The following is a 17,908-nucleotide window of genomic DNA, read 5'->3' as shown; positions in this document are numbered from 1 at the left end:
TATCATATAGTAAGTTATGAGAATGAAAAAAATAATCATTTGTAGTATTGTTGTTTTGAGTTTCGCTTTCGCGAAAGCGCAACAGTCAAAAGCATGGTCACTTCAAGAGTGCGTGCAGCATGCGCTAGACAATAATATTTCTATTAAGAATGGAGAACTAGATACTGAGGTAACTCAAGTAGAAAAGAGAGACGCTTTAGGGAATTTTTTACCTTCATTGAATCTATCTGCTAGAAGAACAGTTTCTCAAGGGTTCCAGTTTAACCCAGTATCTGGTTTTGAAAATAATAAAACGACTAACCTCTCAGGTGGAGCAAATATGGGGCTTACCATTTTTGATGGGTTGCGCAGTTTTAGACAGTATAAAAGAGCAGAACTCTCAGCAGAAGCTGCAAATTATAGACTTCAAAATTTAAAAGATAATGTCGCACTAAACGTTGCAAACACATATTTGAACGTATTATTTAATAGAGAAAACTTAGAGGTTTTATTAAAACAGCATGACCTTACAAACGCTCAAATTAAACAAACTCAGGATTTAGTAGATGCAGGTTCTTTACCACGCGGTGATTTACTAGAGATACAGGCAACTTATGAGACTGAAAACCAGCAAATAGTAGCTGCAGAGAATAGTCTAGCTATTGCAAAACTGAACCTCGCTCAATTATTAATGGTTCAAGATTATGAAAATTTTGATGTGGCAGATATGGATTATTTAATTCCGACAGCGAGTATTTTAGATAACACAGTGACTCACATAGTTGATAATGCATTTAAAAATAGAAGTGAGATAAAAATTGCAGAACAAAATAAAAAAATATCTCAACAAGATGTATTAATAGCTCGTTCAGGATACTCACCTACTGTTACAGGTTTTTTTAACTATAATACAGCAGCTCAAGAAGACACGCCACTAGATATCACAGACCAGTTATACTTACTCGATGGAATATCTTATGGTGTTTCTTTAAATATCCCGGTGTTCAATGGTTTCAGTACACGTAACCAAGTGCAACGTGCTAAAATTAATTTAGAACGATCTAAAGTAGCTGAGGAGCAAGCAAAATTAGATCTTGAGGCACTAGTCTACAGATCATACACAGATGCTGAAGGTTCAAGAATTGCCTATAACAGTGCGTTAAAAACACTAGAAGCTAGAAAAACAGCCTTTGAGTATTCTCAAGAAAGATATAATGTAGGTTTGCTAAATGCATTTGATTTTGAGCAAACAAGACAATTATTAGTAAACGCAGAAAATCAAGTTATACAAGCTAAATATCAATATATTTTTAATTTAAAAGTATTGGAACTCTACTTTGGTGTTCCAGTAAGTGAATTAAAACTATAAAGTCATAAATCAACCTACCATGAAAAAAGCACTACTCATCATATTAATTCTACTAGTCGTAGCCGTTATAGGATACGTAGGACTTAAAGCTACTGGTTTTATAGGCGGTAAGGATAAAGGGAAACGAGTAGAAGTGATGACTGTTCAAAAAATAGATGTCACAGAAACCGTAAGCGCCACTGGTAAAATTAAACCAGAACTTGAAGTGAGTATTTCTCCAGAAGTTCCAGGTGAGATCATTGAATTACCCATAAGAGAAGGACAGCCGGTAAAAAAAGGTGATCTACTAGCACGCATTAATCCAGACTTATTGCAATCTAGTGTGAGCCGTTCTCGAGCAGGACTGGCAAATGCTAAAGCAGGTTTTGAACAAGCAAAAGCTTCTCTTGTAGAAGCTAAAGCTAATTATGGTCGTAGTGCCACGCTTTTTGAAAAAGGAGTAATTTCTCGTTCTGATTTTGATGCAGCTATCGCTGCTTATGATCGCGCTAAGGCAGCAGAAAGGTCAGCTTATTTTACAGTACAAAGCGCAAGTGCAACAGTTAATGAGGCGTCTGATAATCTAGGTCGTACTAGTATTTATGCTCCTATGACAGGAACTATTTCACTTCTAGCTGTTGAGTTAGGAGAACGAGTAGTAGGAACACAACAAATGGCTGGAACAGAGTTATTACGTGTAGCAGACCTCTCTCAAATGGAAGTAGAAGTAGATGTAAATGAAAATGATATTGTGAAAATTGCAGTAGGCGATAAAGCAATAGTTGAGGTAGATGCTTATTTAAAGAAAAAATTTGAAGGATCAGTTACTGAAATTGCCAATACCGCGACAGGTCAGTTAACCGCAGATCAAGTGACTAATTTTAAGGTAAAAGTACGCATCTTACCAGAGTCTTACACAGATCTTACAGAAGGTAAACCAGATAATTACAGTCCGTTTAAGCCAGGAATGACCGCTACCGTAGATATTATTACTCGTGAGAAGAAAGGCGCTATTGCGGTGCCTATTAGTTCTATAGTGGTTAAAAATGACACCACTGAGAATAAAAAGCGAGCAGATATAGAACTAGATGCAGAGAAATTTGAATGTGTTTACATTAAATCTGCAAATAAGGCAAAGCTAAGAGTAGTAACTACCGGTATTCAAGATGATAAAAATATCGTGATACTTTCAGGACTTAAAGAAGGTGAAGAAATTATTACAGGTCCTTACCGCACAGTGACTAAGGTTCTTAAAACAGGTGATCTTATCAATGTGAAAAAAGATAAGAAAGAACAGGCTCTAGAAACAGATAAGGAGTAATATGGCATTAATTCTTTGTGTAGAGACTACTTCTACAAACTGTTCCGTCGCACTTGCTTGTGATACTAAGTTAGGTCAAAGTAATTTATTTCATGTGAAATATTGCTTAGACGTCTTAGAAGATAATAGTGATAGTTATTCTCATGGTGAGCGATTACACGTTTTTATAGATACTATTCTTAAGCGCAATAACTTCACGGTAAAAGACCTGGACGCCATTGCCGTTAGTGAAGGTCCTGGTTCCTATACGGGTTTACGTATAGGTGTTTCTAGTGTAAAAGGCATGTGCTATGCTCTAGAGATCCCTATGATAGCAATAAGCACACTTGAATCATTAAGTTTACAAAACACATCAGAAACTGAAACAACTATCGCCATGCTAGATGCCAGGCGCATGGAAGTGTATGCCGCAGTATTTCAAAACGGAAATCTTATAGAGGCACCTAGAGCTGTTATCTTAGAAGAAGATTCTTTTACATCTTTTCGCAACAGCGGTAAAGTAACCTTTATAGGAACTGGAGTGAAAAAGTTTGAGGATTTGATACAAGAAAGTACTCATCTTTACATCAGGTCAAATCCTACTGCGTTAACGCTGTGTGATCTAGCCATTACAAAGCACAAAAAAAGCGACACTGTAGATGTCGCTTATTTTGAACCTTTTTATCTTAAGGAGTTTAAGGGAGGTTGATTACTCTACCTCAAAAGTGATTTTTACGTTCACACGGTATTCACTTACTTTACCGTCCTTTACTTGTGCACTTTGCTCATTTACGTAAACAGATCTTATGTTTTTAACACTTTTAGAGGCTTGTTCTACTGCCTTATTTGTTGCGTCTTCCCAGCTGTCGTTACTATTTGCTAGTACTTCTATTACTTTTAAAATTGCCATAAGATGGTTTTTATAGATTTGTTAGTGAGCATAAGATAGATCTTTTTACTAAATCCAAGTTTAAATGGTTCTGTAAGAAAAATAAACTAGATGAATGACTCCTTTTACCCATTAATAGCCATAACGCGATCCACTTTACCAGGTAACATATCGCGTAACATAGTTTCTATTCCACTTTTTAAGGTCATAGTAGATGAAGGACAGCCACTACAAGCACCTTGCAAAATAACTCTTACTTCTTTAGAGCTCTCATCATAGCTTTCAAAAACGATATTCCCACCATCACTCGCTACTGCTGGTTTGATGTACTCATCGAGAATTTCTACAACCTTTTTAGAAACATCATCTAGATTTTCAAATTTAGGTAACTCGATGGTCTCACCTTCTTTTTTAACTGTTCCAGCTTCATGTTTTGAAGCGCCTATTTCCATACCTTTTTCAATAGCTTCTTTAATAAAAGAACGGATCTCAAAAGTCACTTCTTCCCAGCTAGCGATATCGTGTTTCTGAATAGAAATGTAATTCTCGTCTGCATAGATTTCTTTTACAAACGGGAAATTATATAGCTTGCGCGAAAGCGTGTTCTCAAAAGTATCTGCCACAGATTTGAATTCTGTGCTATTCACGACGATCTTCTTGTTGGCCACAAACTTCATTACCGCAGGGTTAGGAGTGGTCTCTGCATAAACGGTTACGGGAACTTTTTTCTGGGTAGTTGCCACGTTTAATAAAGGCGCATCACTATTGAGATAGTTTTCTATTTGTTCTTTTACTTCTTCTTGTACATCACTCCATTCTATAATGTCATAGCGCTCTATCGCAATAAAATTTTGTGTAATGTAAACGGTTTTTACAAAGGGTAAATAGAATAATTGCTGTGCTAGTGGAGATGGCTTAGCCTCATCTATATTTTTAAACTCATAGCTTTCATTCTTTACAAGAAATTGATTGCTTTCAAATTTAACAATCGCCTCATTTGTAGTAGGTGTAACGGTAATAATATGTGGATTCATGATCTTTTCTTAAAAGCTACAAAGATACGATGCACGCTTTAGATAGTAAGGTCTCTATCTTATAGATTCTGTTGATAGTGTTATCTTAACACGTTAAGTTCTTCTTAATACCATATATTTACTACTTGTAAGAAATAACGAAATGAAAAAAGGACTTTTAATATTGTTTTTAATAGGTTTTGCACACCTTTTAAAAGCACAAATCTTGGTAGATAACACGACTTATACAAACATCGAGTTAATTGAGGATGTATTAGTGAATAGTACTTGTGCCGCTGTAAGCAATGTAACGTGGAGCACAGGAACTGGAGCTAATCAAAACGGTATTGCCTATTTTACCCATAACTTCTCGGGATTTCCTATTAGGAACGGAATGATACTTTCTACGGGAAATGCAATGAATGCTGCTGGACCTAATGATGTTGAGAATTCAAGTGATACAATTGGAACAATAGGCGATACAGATTTAGAAACAGCAATGGCAGCAGCGGGATCACCAGTAGCGTCCCAAGATGTATCTTGGGTTTCATTTGATTTTGTCCCTCAAGCAGGATTCATGTCGTTTGAATTTCTATTTGCAAGTGAGGAATACAACGATAACTTTGAATGTCAATTTTCTGATGCTTTTGCTTTTATTCTAACAGACTCAGTCACGGGAACCGTTTCTAATCTGGCCATTGTTCCAGGTACCGCCAGTCCTATTCAAGTGACTACGGTACGGAATCCGCCACCTACAACTTGTACACCAGTCAACCCATCATTTTTTGGTCAATATAACATGCTCAATAATACCTTCGGTGGTTCAAATATTGGGTCTTCTGCTGCTAATAGCGCCATACAATTTAATGGCCAAACAGGTCTTTTTAGAGCAGAGAGTTCTGTAGTTGTTGGTCGTAGTTATAATATTAAATTAGTTATAGGTGATGCAGATGATAGTTTGTACGACTCTGCAGTTTTTATCGCAGGAGGTAGTTTTGATATTGGGGCAGATCTTGGACTTGATAGAACTTTAGTAGGTTCAAATCCATTATGTGAAGGAGATGTTTATACCTTAGACGCATCGACTGCTGGTGGAGCACAAAGTTATCAATGGAATTTAAATGCAGTGCCTATTCCTGGTGCTACAAATGCGACTTATGACGCAACTACTTCTGGAAACTACTCCGTAAATATTAGTTATAGTGCTACCTGTAGTACTAGTACTAATGTTATCCTAGAGTTTATAAGTCCTAACACAACGACTCCTGTAGATATGCAAGCCTGTGGTACTGGTGGTACAGCTATTTTTGATTTAAGCTCTAAAACTTCAGAGGTTCTAGGAGCTTTAAGTCCTACCGAACACACGGTTACTTACCACGAGTCACTGCCCGATGCTGAGGCAGGTATCAATCCTATTACAAATCCATCTACATATACAAATCTTGTGAATCCACAAACGATATATGCTCGTGTGAGTGGAAATACTTTTGGATGTGCATCTGTAGAACCATTTGATTTAATTATCAGTGCTATTACGGCTGGAACTCCTATGGATTTGATCGCATGTGATCCAGATAATGATGGTTTGTTTGATTTTAATTTAAGTTCACAAGATGCAGACATGGCAGGAACTAACGCTGCAGGATCTGTATCGATAACCTATCACCTTTCTCAAAATGATGCAGACACTGGCGTAAATCCTATCGCTACTGTTTATACAAACACCACTTCTCCTGAAACGGTCTATGGACGTTTAGAACTCATTACAGATCCTACTTGTTTTGATACTGCAGCTTTTGATTTAATTCTGAACCCAACTCCAGTCGTTCCTACAATATCAGATTTTGTGGAATGTAGTACTATAGATTCTAGCACAACGATTTTCGCTTTAAGCGATAAAGATGCAGAGATCCTGAATGGTCAGTCTAATGTGATAGTAAGCTATCATGGTACACAAATGGATGCAGATCTAGGCGCAAACCCTTTACCTAATGGATATACTAATGTATCTAATCCAGAAATAGTTTATGTGAGACTTGAAAATACCATAGGTAATTGTGTAAGCACAGGTTCTTTTAATTTAGTAGTAAATCAACAGCCCGTAGCAAACACAGTTACAGATTTAATATTGTGTGATGATGTGTCTAATGATGGTACAGAGGTTTTTGATCTTTCTCAAGTGCGCAATGCTGTAAGAGGTGCAAATAATCCTGCTGGTTTTATAGTAACCTTTCATGCAACAGCTGCAGATGCTGCTGCAAACACAGGTGCCCTACCAGATAATTATCCTAATACTTCTTCTCCAGAGACCATCTTTGTGCGATTAGAAAATGATCAAGATCAGAACTGTTTTGATGATACAATCTCTTTTAATTTAATTTTAAATGAGCAACCACTTGCTGCTGCAACCATTGCTGATTTAGAGTTGTGTGATGATAATAATCCTGGTGATGAGATCGAGTCCTTTGATTTAACAGTCATAGAAGCAGACCTTATAGGTTCACAAAACTTTGCAAATGTGGTGATAAGCTATCACACCTCACAAAATGATGCTGACACAAACACCGCTGCTATTATGACTCCAGCAGCGTTTGATAACACAACAAATATGCAAACTATTTATGTGCGATTAGAACATATAGTCACAGGCTGTTTTAATACAGATACTAACTTTAATTTAATAGTAACAGATTTACCAGTAGTGACCTCACCAGCATTATATGATTTATGTGATGATAATACTATAGATGGTTTCACGTCCTTTGATCTGGCTACTAGAAACAGCGAGATTTCTGGTGGAAATAATGGTGTTACTGTTTTTTATTATGCTACTCAACTAGATGCAGATAATAGAGTGAATGAGTTAACAGGCTCTTATACAAATACAGCAAATCCGCAGACTTTATTTGTAGTTGTAGAAGATAATGTGACAGGTTGTGAAAATTACACAACCTTAGATCTAGAAGTGATTGATGCTCCTCAAGCCACGACAGCTCCAGATTTAGTGCTGTGTGATGATAATAATACAGGAGATTTAATAGAAACTTTTAATTTAACTGATAATGAAGTGGCCATTTTAAATGGGCAAACGGGAATCACACTAACCTACCACAACTCACAAGGTGATGCTGATAGTAACATAAATGCCATAACAAGTCCTTCTTCTTTTGATAATTCAACAAGAACTCAAACAGTTTATGTAAGAGTAGAAAACACAACAGGCTGTTTTAATACCACTAGTTTTGACATTATAGTAAATGAAGTTCCTGTTCCACAGCTGTTTGATTTATACTATTTGTGTATAGATGAGAATGGAAACTTGATAACCACAGAGAATTCGCCACCTGTTTTAGATACTACATTAAGTAGCGCTGGATTAAATTTTTCATGGGAACGAGATGGAATGGCATTACCTAGTGAAACTGCAGCAATACTGACCGCAACAGAAGTAGGAATGTACACGGTAACTGCAACTAATCCTACTACAGGCTGTAGTAGCGCACAAACTACTGAAGTAAGACAATTAGGGCCACCAGATAACTTTGGCGCTCAGGTAACCTCGCGTTATTTTGATGAAATTCATAGAATAGATGCTTTTGCTCAAGGTCCAGCAAGTCAGTATATTTTTAGTGTTGATGATGGTCCATGGCAGTATAACGGGCTTTTTAATGACGTTTCACCAGGTCCACATGTAGTGTTTATACAGGATTTAGACGGTTGTAACACGGTTGAAATACCCGTTGAAGTCATCGGTTACCCACGTTATTTCACGCCTAACAACGATGGATATCACGATACTTGGAACATCATAGGAATTAACGATGAACCTACAACAAAAATTTATATATTTGACCGATACGGAAAATTGCTCAAACAAATGAGTCCGGATGGAATAGGATGGGATGGGATTTACAACGGGCAGCCGTTACCATCATCAGACTATTGGTTCAGAGTAGAGTATATAGAAAACGGAAACATTAAAACATTTGGCGGTCATTTTGCGTTAAAGAGATAGACATAATACAACATGAGAAAAATTTTAATTATACTGGCATTAGCATTTAGCAGTCAGTTTGCGTTAGCTCAAGAAGGTGTGCCAGTATACCTAGATTATTTAACAGATAACTATTATCTCTTACATCCATCTATGGCAGGAGCTGCTAGTTGTGGTAAAGTAAGATCTACAATTAGACAGCAGTGGTTTGATCAAGAAGATGCACCTAACATGCAAACTCTAAGTTTTAACACCGCCGTAGGTCAGAACAGTGGTATAGGAGCTATTCTGTTTAATGATAAAAATGGGTACCACTCTCAAACAGGTGCATACCTTTCTTATGCATATCACCTTCAAATAGGTGGTGGGTATGAAGACTTAAATCGTCTTTCCTTTGGTATGAATGTAGGTATGGTACAGAGTAGGTTAGATGAGTCTGATTTTCTTGATGCTGGTGATTTTGACCCTATCATTACAGGAGTACTGCGTTCGGATTCCTATTTTAATGTAGATATAGGAGCTTCTTACTTTTATAAGGAATTCTATGCCCACTTAACATTAAAGAATGCGATTTTCCAAAATCGTGAGATTTATTCTGAAGGTTTTGAAAGTACCAACCAAAGACGTTACATCGCCACATTAGGATACCTTTTTGCACCACGTAACTCTAAGTGGCAGTGGGAGCCATCCATATTATACCAGCGTACGGATCGTACTGAAGAGCAGTTTATGGATCTTAACGCAAAGGCTTATTATGATCTGAATGATGATAACGTTCTTTACTTAGGAATGTCTTACCGTCAGAGTTTTGATGGTGCTGAGTTTGTAGATGGAACTAGTATTCAAGAGCAAAACCTTTCCTTATTATCTCCTATTTTAGGAGTAAAACATAAGAACTTTACCTTTGCATATACCTACAGTTACCAGTTTGGAGAAATTAATTTTGCCAGCGGTGGATTTCATCAAATTACTTTAGGGATCGATTTCCTTTGTACTAAAGACAGATGGAGTTGTAACTGTCCAGCAGTGAATTAATAGGCACTATCAGTGCTTGTTTGAGCAATAACAATCTACTGCTAGTTTTAGTAATAATTTTAAAAAGGACTGTTTTGCAGTCCTTTTTTTAGTTTAAGAAATATACACACCAGCTCGTTATGAGAAAATTATTAAATGAAGAGTTAGAGAGATTATCTGTAGATCGCTTTCGCGAAAGCGAGAAAACACCTCTCATCATCATCCTAGATAATGTGCGTAGTCTCAATAACATCGGGTCTGTATTCCGTACAGCAGATGCTTATCGAGTAGAAAAAATTTATTTATGTGGGATTACTGCACACCCACCTCATAAAGATATAAGGAAAACGGCACTAGGTGCTACCGAGACCGTAGCATGGGAATACCGTGAAAACACTACAGAAGTGATTCAGGAGCTTAACGAGCAAGGAGTGATAACATGTGCAATAGAGCAAGCAGATCAGTCAGTGAGCCTACATGAATTCCAGCCTAATGGCGCAAAGATTGCTGTAGTGATGGGTAATGAAGTAAAAGGTGTGCAACAGGAAGTGGTAGAAGCATGCACCACTGTGATAGAACTAGAACAATATGGTACTAAGCACTCTTTAAATATATCTGTTTGTACCGGGATTGTTATTTATGATTTATTTTATAAAATGGGTCGTTAAACAGCCTCTATAATTTGTTCCAGTACTTTCAAATAATCTTCTTGATTATTTACAAAGTCTAGATCTGTTACATCGATGACTTTAATTTTTAAATCTTGTTGCGATCTTATAAAATCTCCATAACCTTGTTGAATTTGTGAGAGATAACTAGCCTCTATGTTTTGTTCATATGCTCTACCGCGTTTTTTAATATTTTCTAATAAACGGTCCTCGGTTTGATATAAATAAATGTATAAGTCTGGCTTTACCAGTTCCTTATACATCATGTTAAAAAGACGTTTATAGAGAGCATATTCTTCTTTTTCCAGTGTTATTTCACTAAAGATTAATGATTTAATCACATAATAATCTGCTACGGTGAATTCTGTGAAAAGATCATGTTGTGCTACATCATCACTGAGTTGCTGGTAGCGATCTGCCAGAAAAGACATTTCAAGCGGGAAAGCATACCGATCAGTATCTTTGTAAAAAAGTGGTAAAAAAGGGTTGTCTGCAAAACGTTCTAGGACTTGCTTGCCATTAAAATCTTCACCTATTTTATGTGATAAGCTGGTCTTACCTGATCCTATATTCCCTTCTATTGCAATAAAGTTGAGACTTGTGATCGGGAAACGCTTTTGCGAAAGCGGAATTTTAAAATCTTTTATGGCCGTTAAAACTTCTAGTTCACTGGTGAGGTTTTCAATAGTCTCATTTAAAACCGGATGAATCATTGTACCAGCGATGGCAGCAAGTGGTTGCATCACAAAATGGCGCTGTTCCATTCTAGGGTGCGGTACTTGTAGCGGGTCAGTGGCTATAATTTCTTCATCAAATAATAGAATATCTAAATCGATCACACGATTTTCATAGCCGTCACCTGATTTAGGAACGCGTCCCATTTCAAGTTCTATATTTTGTAAAATGTGTATTACTTCTTGAGCTGTTTTATGACTGTGTACGAGAATGCAGGTGTTTAAAAAGTCACCACCGGTAAAGTCCATAGCAGCTACTTCATATACTGGTGCTGTCTTAATAATTAAGCCCAAACGCATCTCGATAAGGCGAGCAGCCTCAAGAAGGTGCTTTTTACGATCTCCTAGATTGCTGCCTAGTGCAATGAATATCTTATGATTATGACTTTTATCGATGTCTGTAAATTTTGCAGCAAATTTATGAAATATACATAGCCTAAAAGCTACTTTTACATGATTATGAAAACTCTTTTAGGTTCAGAGCTACGTATAGCGCATAGGATTTATTTAGTTCTTGCGGCACTATTTATTTGCTCGCTTGTCGTATCAAATTTAATTTTTCAGAAATTTTTTTACTGGAATCCTTTAGGTCTATTCAATTTTGAAATATCAGTGGGACTATTGCCTTATCCCATTACCTTTTTAATTACAGATTTAGTGAGTGAGATTTATGGAAGGCGCAAGGCAAATGATTTAGTACTTGCTGGAATATTTGCATCTTTTTTTAGTTTAGGTATTATTTATGTAGCAAATGCTGCTCCAGCAACTGGTTTTTCTCCTATTCAAGATGATACTTTTACAAGGGTTTTTGGAGCTACTGCTATTGCGGTTATTTCAAGTATGCTGGCATACTTGTTTGCTCAATTTGTAGATATTCAAATTTATCATTTCTGGAAAAGGCTTACTAAAGGAAAAATGTTATGGTTAAGAAATAATGCAAGCACGGTTTTTTCACAGTTTGTGGACACGATGTGCGTGTTATTACTGTTATGTTTTAACGAGGTGATTGCCTGGGAACAATTCTGGCCATTACTAGGTGCTGGGTTTTTATTTAAAGTGCTCGTAGCTTTAATAGATACTCCTTTTTTATACCTAGGCGTTTACGTGTTTAGGAACATATTCAAATTAGAAATAGGACAAGAAATAAAAATTGATTAATGAAAAAGTTGTTTAAAATATTAGGGATCTTTTTACTAGCAGTGGTTGTACTCCTCTTAGTAGCACCCTTTTTATTTAAAGATCAAATTGCTACCATTATTAAAAATAAATTGAATGGTGCGCTAGATGCTCAAGTAGAGTTTGCTGAGGTAGATTTAAGTCTTTTTAGGGCTTTTCCTGATGCTAGATTATCTCTTAACGAGATCTCTGTTATTAATAAAGAGCCTTTTTTAGGGGATACCTTATTCTATGGTAAAGAAGTTATCCTCGATTTACCTATAGGTGATCTGTTCAATGAACCTACAGATCCTATACATGTGAATGAATTAATCATTAATAATGCGGTCTCTAGACTGAAAGTAAATGAAAACAGTAAAGCGAGTTGGGATATCGCAAAGGCTGCAGATACTAAGGTAACAGCTCCTGAGGTAGATCAAGAGAGTTCAAGCGGTTTCAGCTTTGACTTGAATCATTATGAGATGAATAATGCTGATTTGAGCTATGAAGATCTGGGAACTAAAAATATACTGCATCTCAAGAATTTCAGTCACTCTGGAAATGGAGACTTTTCAATGGAGAATGTGACACTAGACACCTATACGACCATGCAGGTCTATTATGAAATGGCCGGTGTGACCTACCTTTCAGGACAACAAATAAACCTGGATGCAGAAATTTTACTGGATTTAGCAAATCAAAAATATACTTTAAAAGAAAATGAAGTACTTATTAATGATTTGAAATTAAATTTAGACGGTTTTGTTCAACTACTTGAAGATGGTACGATGGTAGATGTTAGCCTTAAAACACCTAGCTCTGATTTTAAAAATTTCTTTGCCGTTATTCCAGAGACCTACCGTAAAAATCTAGACGGGATTACCACTACAGGAGACTTTAAAATTAATGCTCTTGTTAAAGGAATGGTAAATGACACTTATATTCCTAAACTCGATGTAAGTATAAGTTCTAATAATGCCTCTTTTAAATATCCTGATTTACCGCTAAGTGTTACTAGAATTAATATCGATACTCAAATTAAAAATACCACCGGATTAGCCAAAGATACATTTGTAAAAATAGGAGACGTTGCTTTTAACATAGGTCAGGATCGTTTAAAAGCAAATGCTCTAATACGTAATTTAACTACAAACATGCTAGTAGATTTACAACTAGCCGGTACCTTAAATCTAGGGAACCTTACTAAGGCTTTTCCACTACCTGATGATATGGACTTAGATGGAACTCTAGTAGCTGATGCGCAAACCAAATTTGATGTGAAAAGCGTAGAACAAGAACGCTATGAAAACATTAATGCAAAAGGAAACGCAAGTTTAACTGAGTTTACCTACTCTAGTGCAGACTTGAAAAAACCACTTTATATAGAACGTGCAGATCTGGATATGAATAATACCAGAATTAAACTGCAACACTTTAAGGCAAAAACCGGAAACACAGATTTTGCCGCAAACGGAACCATTAGTAATTTAATGGGCTTTATGTTTCAGGATCAAGATTTAAAAGGAAGTTTTAAGGTAAATTCTAATCAGATCGATACATCAGATTTCATGACTGATGCTGTGGTTACCACCTCTAATGAAAATGCCACAGCAACAACTACAACTGTTGAAGAGGCTATAAAAATACCATCATTTCTTAATGCAGACATGGCTTTTACAGCAAGTAAAGTCCTTTACGATAATCTTACACTGACTAATGTTAATGGACTGGCGCTAGTAAGAGATGAGACACTTACTCTTAATAATACTAGTACTGAAATCTTTGGCGGTAATATAGGTCTTAATGGCTCTGTATCTACTAAGAATGCTACACCTGTTTTTAACATGAACCTGGATATGAATGATCTAGATATAGCTCAGTCTTTTGAAGGATTTGAGATGTTTCAAAAACTAGTGCCTATTATTCAAGCTTTAAAAGGTAAGATTAATACAAATATCAACCTTAAAGGTGATCTTAATAATGACTTAACACCGCTCATAAGCAGTCTTGCAGGTGACGCAGTAGCGCAACTATTAACTAGAGAAATAGATAAAAGTAAAGCGCCTTTAATTGCAAAACTTGATAATGAATTGAATTTTATAGATCTAGATGATTTAAAAATATCTGATCTCGCAACACAACTTAACTTTAAGGATGGAGCAGTTCAAATCACACCTTTTGACTTCAATGTAGAGGATATTAAAATAACAGCAAGTGGTTCTCATACCTTAACACATGATATGAGTTATAAACTCGACTTGAACGTGCCCGCAAAATATCTAGGTAAAGAAGGAGCTTCAGTATTATCACAATTACAAAATGATGAAATTGATAAATTATCGGTACCAGTACCAGTGAAACTATCAGGTAGTTTTATGAAACCTAAGGTAGATTTAAATCTAGATCTAGCCATAAAAAACCTTACGAACCAAATCGTAGAGATTCAAAAAACGCGTTTAAAAGAGAAAGGTAAAGAGACCTTAAATGATGCAGTAGATGACATTATAGTAGGAAAAAATCCACTTGATAAAATTAAAAATGTGCTATCTGGAAATAAAAAGCCTAAGGAAAACGCAAGCACAAACCCAGCAGACTCTACTGCTGCTATAAAGCCTAAAGACACCACTGCCGTAGGAAAGGTAAAAGAAAAAGCAGAGGATAAGGTAAAAGAAGCGGCAGGTAATATACTCAATGGACTATTTAAAAAGAAAAAATAGCACGCAACCTTTTTTGACTGGTGACATCTTGTGATTAAATGATATTTATGAATTTACAGCTATTAGTAACTCGTGGATTATATAGTTTAATGCTGCTTTGCGTCTCTATGTGCGGTTGTGGAGATGAAGATATGAATTACCTAGTTGTTGAAGGAACGGTAGTTAACGCTACTGTGGTAGAGAATAATGCTGCTGGATATCAGGTAAATGACACTCTTTTTGTTGAGACCAGTATCCCATTTGAGTTCATGGATCATCCTGAGTTTAATAACATAAACCAGGTAGATGGCCTTTATAATAATAACCCTTTTCAATTTCAAATGTTCTTAAATAGGGAATCCCAGTTTGGGGAAGATGTGAGGATTAACGTTGCACCAGAACATATAGTCTCCACTACTGGTGAGACTACATTTGATTATCAGTCATTTATCTTACAAACCATAGAGGAGTCTGGTGCATTTAAGCACCGCTTCGGTATTATTTTGAAAGAGGCTGGGAATTACCGTTTAGAAAGTTATTCTTCTCATCCTGATTATTTAATGAGCTATCATATGAATAATTATAACATATCACTTAATTTATATAGTGTTTTAAGAACAGGTACAAACGCTGCAAATTTTTCGTTCACAGTAAGTCCTTAAGCGTTTTTTAATGCTGTTTTAATTTCACATCACCTTTAGATCCACCACATAACCTTCGTGGCTGCGCACGTTCATGACGTGACCATCTTCAAAAATTAAATACTGACCTTTAATACCTTTCACGACTCCGCTATGTTCTGGTGTTTTAGATAGGTTGACGGTTTTTACTTTGGTAGGATATTGTAATACAGGGAAATTAATGTGCTGCTCTGCTTTTGGCTCTAGGATAAATTCTTTTGCTTCCATAGGAATGTGTGGAATTACGCTTTCGCGAAAGCGTAATAAATCAACATCCTCGATATTATTAGTAAGCATTTTTCTCCAGTTCGTCTTGTCTGCTACGTGGTCTTTTAAAGCCACCTCTGCAATTCCTGCGAGGTAACGATTAGGAGTTTCTAGTATGGCGATTGCCTCATGAGCGCCTTGATCGATCCATCGGGTAGGGACTTGAGTCTTGCGCGTTACACCTACTTTAACATTACTAGAATTTGCCAGGTAAACGATGTGTGGTTTTAATTGAACGCTTTTTTCATATTCTAGATCACGATCCTCTTGATCTAAGTGAGCGCGGCTTAACTCTGGTTTCATAATCCAGTCACCTGCTTGTGGCGCACTGGTAAAACAATCATAGCAAAATCCCTGACGCCATATTTTTTTATCCATGCCGCAGTTCATGCACTCGTTTGCCACATGTTTGATATGAATCTTTTTATCCAGTAACTGGTTCATGTGAATAAAATTATCGTTTAAAACCCAGTAATATTGAACGGTTGCTTGAAGTTCAGTCTGCATTTTACGTAAGGTTCCAGTCACTAGCATAGTCGCTTTATATTTTTTAGTAGTATTTTAGTCCAGTAAAAATACCCAAGTTTTTCCAGCTTTATGGCTATACCATTAATCAATTCTGTAGTATCCTGGTTTCTTAAGAAACGTATCCATGATATGGAGCTTTTTATGAAGCACCCACAGGAATTACAGAATAATTTATTAATGGATATGATATGGTTTGCACGTCATACAGAAGTAGGTAAAAAATATGGGTTTGCAGACATAAAATCTTATGCAGATTTTGCAAATCGAGTGCCTGTAATTAATTATGACCAGGTGCAGGAAGATATAGAACGCTGTAAAAATGGCGAGAATAATATCTTATGGCCTACAACGGTTAAATGGTTTGCCATGAGCAGTGGTACAACTAGTAGTCGTAGTAAATTTATTCCAGTAAGTAAAGAATCTCTAGAAGACTGTCATTATGCGGCGTCTAAAGATTTGTTATGCATGTATTTAAATAACAATCCAGATTCAAAGTTATTTACTGGTAAAGGACTGCGACTAGGTGGTAGTAAAAAGTTAGATAAAATTGCAGGAACGAGCGCTGGTGATTTAAGTTCTATCTTAATAGATAACATGCCTTTCTGGGCAGACTATAGTTCTACACCAGGTAATGAAATTGCTCTTATGCCTGACTGGGAAACTAAGATGCCGGCTATAGTTAAAGAAACGATTCATGAAAAAGTAACAAGTCTCGCTGGTGTGCCATCGTGGATGATGGTGTTACTTAATAATGTGCTAGAAACTACTGGTAAAGAACATATCCTAGAAATATGGCCAGATATGGAGGTCTTTTTTCATGGTGGTGTAAGCTTTGATCCTTATGTGGAACCTTATAAAAAATTACTGCCTGATGATAAAATTAAATATTACGAGACTTATAATGCTAGTGAAGGGTTCTTTGCAATTCAGGACAGTAATGATAATAAGGAATTACTCTTAATGCTGGACTATGGGATTTTCTATGAGTTCATTCCCATGAAAACTTATGGTACACCAGAAGAGAACATTATTCCACTGGAACAGGTAGAAGTAGGAGAGAACTATGCCATCGTGATCACTACAAATGGTGGTTTATGGCGTTATAAAATAGGAGATACGGTGCGTTTTACCAGTAAAGCGCCTTACCATATTAAAGTAACAGGAAGGACTAAACACCACATAAATGTTTTTGGTGAAGAACTGATCATAGAAAACGCTGAGGCGGCTCTTAAAAAAGCGATGCAAGAAGTTCCCTGTAGTATTAAAGATTATACAGTAGCTCCCATTTTTATGAATGGTACAGAAAAAGGTGCTCATGAATGGATGATTGAGTTTGAAAATAAACCAGCCGATTTACAGCGTTTTGCTCACGTACTAGATCAAGAGTTGCAACAAGTGAACTCAGATTATGAGGCAAAACGAGCTAACAACATTACGCTTACTGAACTTAAAATACATGATGCTAGCCCTAATCTTTTTTACAACTGGCTCAAAGAAAAGGACAAACTAGGAGGACAGCATAAGATCCCTAGATTAAGCAATTCTAGAGATTATATGGAAGAGTTGCTGCGATTGCAATCGCAGATTGAGGTATAATTCCTTTTGGAATAAAAAAACCTCACCGGTAGATGAGGTTTTATGGT

14 protein-coding genes are annotated in these 17,908 nt (G+C 36.4%); 10 read left to right on the top strand and 4 right to left on the bottom strand.

The window, feature by feature from the left end; translation table 11 throughout:
* Window positions 1–22 precede the first annotated feature (22 nt).
* Genes ACTF48_RS05160 through tsaB form a run of 3 tightly spaced genes read left to right on the top strand, consistent with a single transcriptional unit; the run spans window position 23 to window position 3,336 of the window.
* Complete coding sequence (locus ACTF48_RS05160; RefSeq protein ID WP_438962076.1) at window positions 23–1,348, top strand: TolC family protein; 1,326 nt, start codon at window positions 23–25, stop codon at window positions 1,346–1,348.
* Window positions 1,349–1,367: 19 nt separating this feature from the next.
* Window positions 1,368–2,648 carry an efflux RND transporter periplasmic adaptor subunit gene (locus tag ACTF48_RS05155; RefSeq protein ID WP_438962075.1) on the top strand — a complete coding sequence of 427 codons (1,281 nt, stop codon included), beginning with the start codon at window positions 1,368–1,370 and terminating at the stop codon, window positions 2,646–2,648.
* A 1-nt stretch (window position 2,649) separates the two neighbouring features.
* A complete protein-coding gene (tsaB, locus tag ACTF48_RS05150) occupies window positions 2,650–3,336 on the top strand; it encodes a tRNA (adenosine(37)-N6)-threonylcarbamoyltransferase complex dimerization subunit type 1 TsaB (RefSeq protein WP_438962074.1) in 687 nt (228 codons plus the stop codon).
* Here tsaB and ACTF48_RS05145 read toward each other — a convergent pair whose 3' ends face one another.
* Together ACTF48_RS05145 and ACTF48_RS05140 are read right to left on the bottom strand one after the other, a co-directional pair.
* The gene (locus ACTF48_RS05145; RefSeq protein ID WP_438962073.1) at window positions 3,337–3,537 is read right to left on the bottom strand and encodes a dodecin family protein; all 201 of its coding nucleotides are present in this window, start codon (window positions 3,535–3,537) and stop codon (window positions 3,337–3,339) included.
* Between the two features lie 104 nt (window positions 3,538–3,641).
* Window positions 3,642–4,550, bottom strand: a complete 909-nt coding sequence (locus ACTF48_RS05140; RefSeq protein ID WP_438962072.1) for a NifU family protein — start codon at window positions 4,548–4,550, stop codon at window positions 3,642–3,644.
* Between the two features lie 142 nt (window positions 4,551–4,692).
* Between ACTF48_RS05140 and ACTF48_RS05135 the strand changes: the two genes are divergently transcribed.
* The 3 genes from ACTF48_RS05135 (at window position 4,693) to ACTF48_RS05125 (ending at window position 10,205) form a co-directional block, all read left to right on the top strand.
* Window positions 4,693–8,544, top strand: a complete 3,852-nt coding sequence (locus ACTF48_RS05135) for a choice-of-anchor L domain-containing protein (protein WP_438962071.1) — start codon at window positions 4,693–4,695, stop codon at window positions 8,542–8,544.
* 12 nt (window positions 8,545–8,556) lie between these two features.
* A complete protein-coding gene (locus tag ACTF48_RS05130) occupies window positions 8,557–9,558 on the top strand; it encodes a PorP/SprF family type IX secretion system membrane protein (RefSeq protein WP_438962070.1) in 1,002 nt (333 codons plus the stop codon).
* A 119-nt stretch (window positions 9,559–9,677) separates the two neighbouring features.
* Complete coding sequence (locus ACTF48_RS05125; protein ID WP_438962069.1) at window positions 9,678–10,205, top strand: RNA methyltransferase; 528 nt, start codon at window positions 9,678–9,680, stop codon at window positions 10,203–10,205.
* Here ACTF48_RS05125 and folK read toward each other — a convergent pair.
* Window positions 10,202–11,305: a 2-amino-4-hydroxy-6-hydroxymethyldihydropteridine diphosphokinase gene (gene folK, locus ACTF48_RS05120; protein WP_438962092.1), complete on the bottom strand. Its 1,104-nt coding sequence runs from the start codon at window positions 11,303–11,305 to the stop codon at window positions 10,202–10,204. The two genes, ACTF48_RS05125 and folK, sit on opposite strands and share 4 nt — an antisense overlap.
* Window positions 11,306–11,398: 93 nt before the next feature.
* On the opposite strand from folK, the gene ACTF48_RS05115 reads away from it, so the two are divergent.
* The 3 genes from ACTF48_RS05115 to ACTF48_RS05105 are packed head-to-tail and all read left to right on the top strand — an operon-like array spanning window position 11,399 to window position 15,452.
* A complete protein-coding gene (locus ACTF48_RS05115) occupies window positions 11,399–12,097 on the top strand; it encodes a queuosine precursor transporter (RefSeq protein WP_438962068.1) in 699 nt (232 codons plus the stop codon).
* A complete protein-coding gene (locus tag ACTF48_RS05110) occupies window positions 12,097–14,811 on the top strand; it encodes an AsmA family protein (RefSeq protein WP_438962067.1) in 2,715 nt (904 codons plus the stop codon). Before ACTF48_RS05115 ends, ACTF48_RS05110 begins: the two co-directional genes overlap by 1 nt.
* Window positions 14,812–14,858: 47 nt before the next feature.
* Complete coding sequence (locus ACTF48_RS05105) at window positions 14,859–15,452, top strand: hypothetical protein (protein ID WP_438962066.1); 594 nt, start codon at window positions 14,859–14,861, stop codon at window positions 15,450–15,452.
* Window positions 15,453–15,476: 24 nt separating this feature from the next.
* Here ACTF48_RS05105 and ACTF48_RS05100 read toward each other — a convergent pair whose 3' ends face one another.
* Window positions 15,477–16,271 carry a DUF2797 domain-containing protein gene (locus ACTF48_RS05100; RefSeq protein ID WP_438962065.1) on the bottom strand — a complete coding sequence of 265 codons (795 nt, stop codon included), beginning with the start codon at window positions 16,269–16,271 and terminating at the stop codon, window positions 15,477–15,479.
* Between the two features lie 63 nt (window positions 16,272–16,334).
* On the opposite strand from ACTF48_RS05100, the gene ACTF48_RS05095 reads away from it, so the two are divergent.
* Window positions 16,335–17,861 (top strand): GH3 auxin-responsive promoter family protein, encoded by a 1,527-nt coding sequence (locus ACTF48_RS05095; protein ID WP_438962064.1) that lies wholly within the window; start codon window positions 16,335–16,337, stop codon window positions 17,859–17,861.
* Window positions 17,862–17,908 lie beyond the last annotated feature (47 nt).

It is taken from the genome of Nonlabens sp. (genome assembly GCF_965660805.1).
In the GTDB taxonomy this organism is placed as follows: Bacteria; Bacteroidota; Bacteroidia; order Flavobacteriales; family Flavobacteriaceae; genus Nonlabens.
This window is presented reverse-complemented; position numbering and strand designations above follow the sequence as displayed.